The sequence below is a fragment of the Brevundimonas sp. CURTG3B2_SDJG genome (assembly GCF_057364705.1).
On sequence record NZ_JBNFOJ010000336.1, the window covers coordinates 1 to 2,877 of the forward strand.

Annotated in this window: 4 protein-coding genes; 1 reads left to right on the forward strand and 3 read right to left on the reverse strand. The window is 69.3% G+C overall.

Annotated features, from left to right (window positions below; translation table 11 throughout):
* Positions 1-516, forward strand: a 516-nt coding sequence (locus AC2W7C_RS16140) for a DUF2155 domain-containing protein (RefSeq protein ID WP_486002309.1), incomplete at its 5' end; no start/stop codon positions are given.
* On the opposite strand, the gene aat is transcribed toward AC2W7C_RS16140, so the two are convergent.
* The 3 genes from aat to accB form a co-directional block, all read right to left on the reverse strand.
* Positions 483-1,178, reverse strand: coding sequence for a leucyl/phenylalanyl-tRNA--protein transferase (gene aat / locus AC2W7C_RS16145; protein ID WP_486002310.1), 696 nt, complete (start codon positions 1,176-1,178; stop codon positions 483-485). The genes AC2W7C_RS16140 and aat overlap by 34 nt on opposite strands.
* A 5-nt stretch (positions 1,179-1,183) precedes the next feature.
* Positions 1,184-2,536 carry an acetyl-CoA carboxylase biotin carboxylase subunit gene (gene accC / locus AC2W7C_RS16150; protein ID WP_486002311.1) on the reverse strand — a complete coding sequence of 451 codons (1,353 nt, stop codon included), beginning with the start codon at positions 2,534-2,536 and terminating at the stop codon, positions 1,184-1,186.
* An 8-nt stretch (positions 2,537-2,544) separates the two neighbouring features.
* Positions 2,545-2,877: acetyl-CoA carboxylase biotin carboxyl carrier protein (accB, locus tag AC2W7C_RS16155; RefSeq protein ID WP_486002312.1), on the reverse strand; the 333-nt coding region annotated here is incomplete at its 5' end.

Sequence of the window (2,877 nt, forward strand, 5' to 3'; positions counted from 1 at the left end):
CCGGCCACTCCGCCCGCGGAGCCCGCGCCCGAGGCGACGCCCGCGCCCGCGTCTCCCGTGGCGGTGACGCCGACCACCCCGACGATCGTCATCGCCGACGAGAAGGCTCCTGAGGAGGGCGAGGACGCCCCCGAGGAAAAGGCCGAGGAGAAGACAGAGGTCCGCGCCGAGACGCCGGCTCCGCCCGGCCGCCGTCAGCGCCGCCGCGTCGCCATCGTCGAGGCCGTCGACAAGATCACCGCCGAGCGGATGCGCTTCGAGGTCGAGGTCGGCGGACGGCCGGTCCGGTTCCAGAAGACCCTGATCTTCACCGCCCGCGCCTGCGAGGTCTCGGCCGCCGACGAGCAGGTGGAGGACGCCATCGCCTATCTGGACGTCAGCATTCAGCCTCGCGGCGTCATCCAGGTCTCCGAACCCCGCCAGATATTCCGCGGCTGGATGTTCGCGTCGTCCCCGGCCGTCAGCGGCCTGCAGCACCCGGTCTACGACGCCTGGGTCGTGGGCTGCAGGGCGTAGAGAACCGCATCGGCGCTGGTCATGGGCTCGACCAGGGCCCTGAGATCCGGCTGAAGCTTACGGGCGGCGGCCAGCAGCCTCAGATAGGCGGCCTGGGGCGTTTCGACCGCCCCGAACTGGGCCAGGTGGCCCGTTAGGAACTGGGCGTCCAGCAGCCTCCAACCGCCGCGCTTCAGCCGGGCGACCAGGTGCACCAGGGCGACCTTGGAGGCGTCCCGCTCGCGGCTGAACATGCTTTCACCGAAGAAGGCGCCGCCCAGGGTCACGCCGTACAGGCCTCCGACCAGCCGCCCGTCCCGCCAGCACTCGATCGAATGGGCGTGGCCGCGAGTATTCAGCTCTAGGTAGAGCCGCCGGATCGGGCCGTTGATCCAGGTGTCCTCGCGGCCGGGCGCGGGGGCCGCGCAGGCGTCCAGGACCTCGGCGAACGCCGTGTTCGCGCGAACGTCGAGCCTGCCCGAGCGCACGGTGCGCTTCAGGCGGGTCGGGACGTGGAAGCCGTCCAGCGGGATGACGCCGCGCAGATCGGGTTCGACCAAGAAGACGCGCGGGTCGTCGCGCGCCTCGCCCATCGGGAAGACGCCGCGCGCGTAGCATTGGAGCAGTTCGTCGGGACCGAACGCCCCGGAAGACGGGCGGGCGCTGAAGTCCGGCTCGTCCACCGCCGTCAGGCTTCGCCCTTCTGGCGCTTGGCCCACTGCTCCAGCCAATGGATGTCGTAGTCGCCGGACAGAATGTCGGGCTCCTGCAGCAGCTTCTGGAACAGGGGGATGGTGGTGTCGACGCCGCCGACAACCATCTCGTTCAGGCTGCGTTTCAGGCGCGCGATGCACTCCTCACGGTCGCGGCCGTGGACGATCAGCTTGCCGATCAGGCTGTCGTAGTAGGGCGGGATCGAATAGCCGGCGTAGATGGCGCTATCCAGCCTGACGCCCAGGCCGCCCGGGGCGTGGAAGTCGGTGATCGTGCCCGGCGAAGGGGTGAAGGTCTCGGCGTTCTCGGCGTTGATGCGGCATTCGATGGCGTGGCCTTCGAAGACGACCTCGGACTGCTTGAACGACAGGGGCAGGCCGGCGGCGATGCGGATCTGCTCGCGCACCAGGTCGACCCCGGTGATCATTTCCGTAACCGGATGCTCGACTTGCAGGCGCGTGTTCATCTCGATGAAGAAGAACTCGCCATCCTCCCACAGGAACTCGATGGTGCCGACGCCCAGGTAGCCGATGGCGGCGATGGCCTTGTTGACCGTCTCGCCGATGGCGGCGCGTTCCGCCGCGGACAGGGCGGGCGAGGGGGCCTCCTCCAGCACCTTCTGGTGCCGGCGCTGCAGCGAGCAGTCGCGTTCGCCCAGATGGACGACGTTGCCGTGGCTGTCGGCGATGACCTGCAGTTCGATGTGGCGCGGCTTCTGAAGGTAGCGCTCCATGTAGACGGCGCCGTTGCCGAAGGCTGCCAGGGCCTCGGACTGGGCGGTCTGCACGGCCTCGACCAGGTCGTCCGGCGTCATGGCGACCTTCATGCCGCGTCCGCCGCCGCCGGCCGAGGCCTTGACGATCAGCGGGAAGCCGATGGCTTTGGAGGCCTCGATGGCGGCCTCGACGGTCTCGACCTCGCCGTCCGACCCCGGGACGACGGGAATGCCGGCGTCCTTCACCGTCTGCTTGGCCGTGATCTTGTCGCCCATGATCCGGATATGGTCCGGCTTGGGGCCGATGAAGGTCATGCCGTGGGCTTCGACGATCTCGGCGAAGCGGGCGTTCTCGGACAGGAAGCCGTAGCCCGGGTGGATGGCCTGGGCGCCGGTGATCTCGGCCGCGGCGATGATGGACGGGATGTTCAGATAGGACTTGGCCGCGGGGGCCGGGCCGATGCAGACGCTCTCGTCGGCCAGTCGCACCCACATGGCGCCGCGATCGGCCTCGGAGTGCACGGCGACGGTGGAGATGCCCATCTCCTTGCACGCGCGGTGAATCCGCAGGGCGATCTCGCCGCGGTTGGCGATGAGGACCTTGGTGAACATGGCCTGCCTTACGCCTCGAGCAGGACGAGCGGTTCGCCGAACTCGACCGGCTGGGCGTCGCCCACCAGAACTTCCTTCACGACGCCGTCGCGGGGAGCCTGGATGGGGTTCATCGTCTTCATCGCCTCGACGATCAGCAGGGTTTGGCCCTTCTTGACCTTGTCGCCCGATTGGACGAACGGCGGGGCTTCCGGCGAGGCCTGCAGATAGGCGGTGCCGACCATCGGCGACTTCACCTCTTCGCCCGAACGGGCGACGATGGTGGCGGGGTCCGAAGGCATGGCGGCCGGGGCGGGCGCGGCGGCCTGGGCCGGGCAGACGGCGCATGCCGAAGGCGGAGT

What these genes read in the sequence shown, in the direction of transcription:
- accC (WP_486002311.1), bottom strand. Translation starts at nt 2,536, where the DNA reads ATGTTCACCAAGGTCCTCATCGCCAACCGCGGCGAGATCGCCCTGCGG.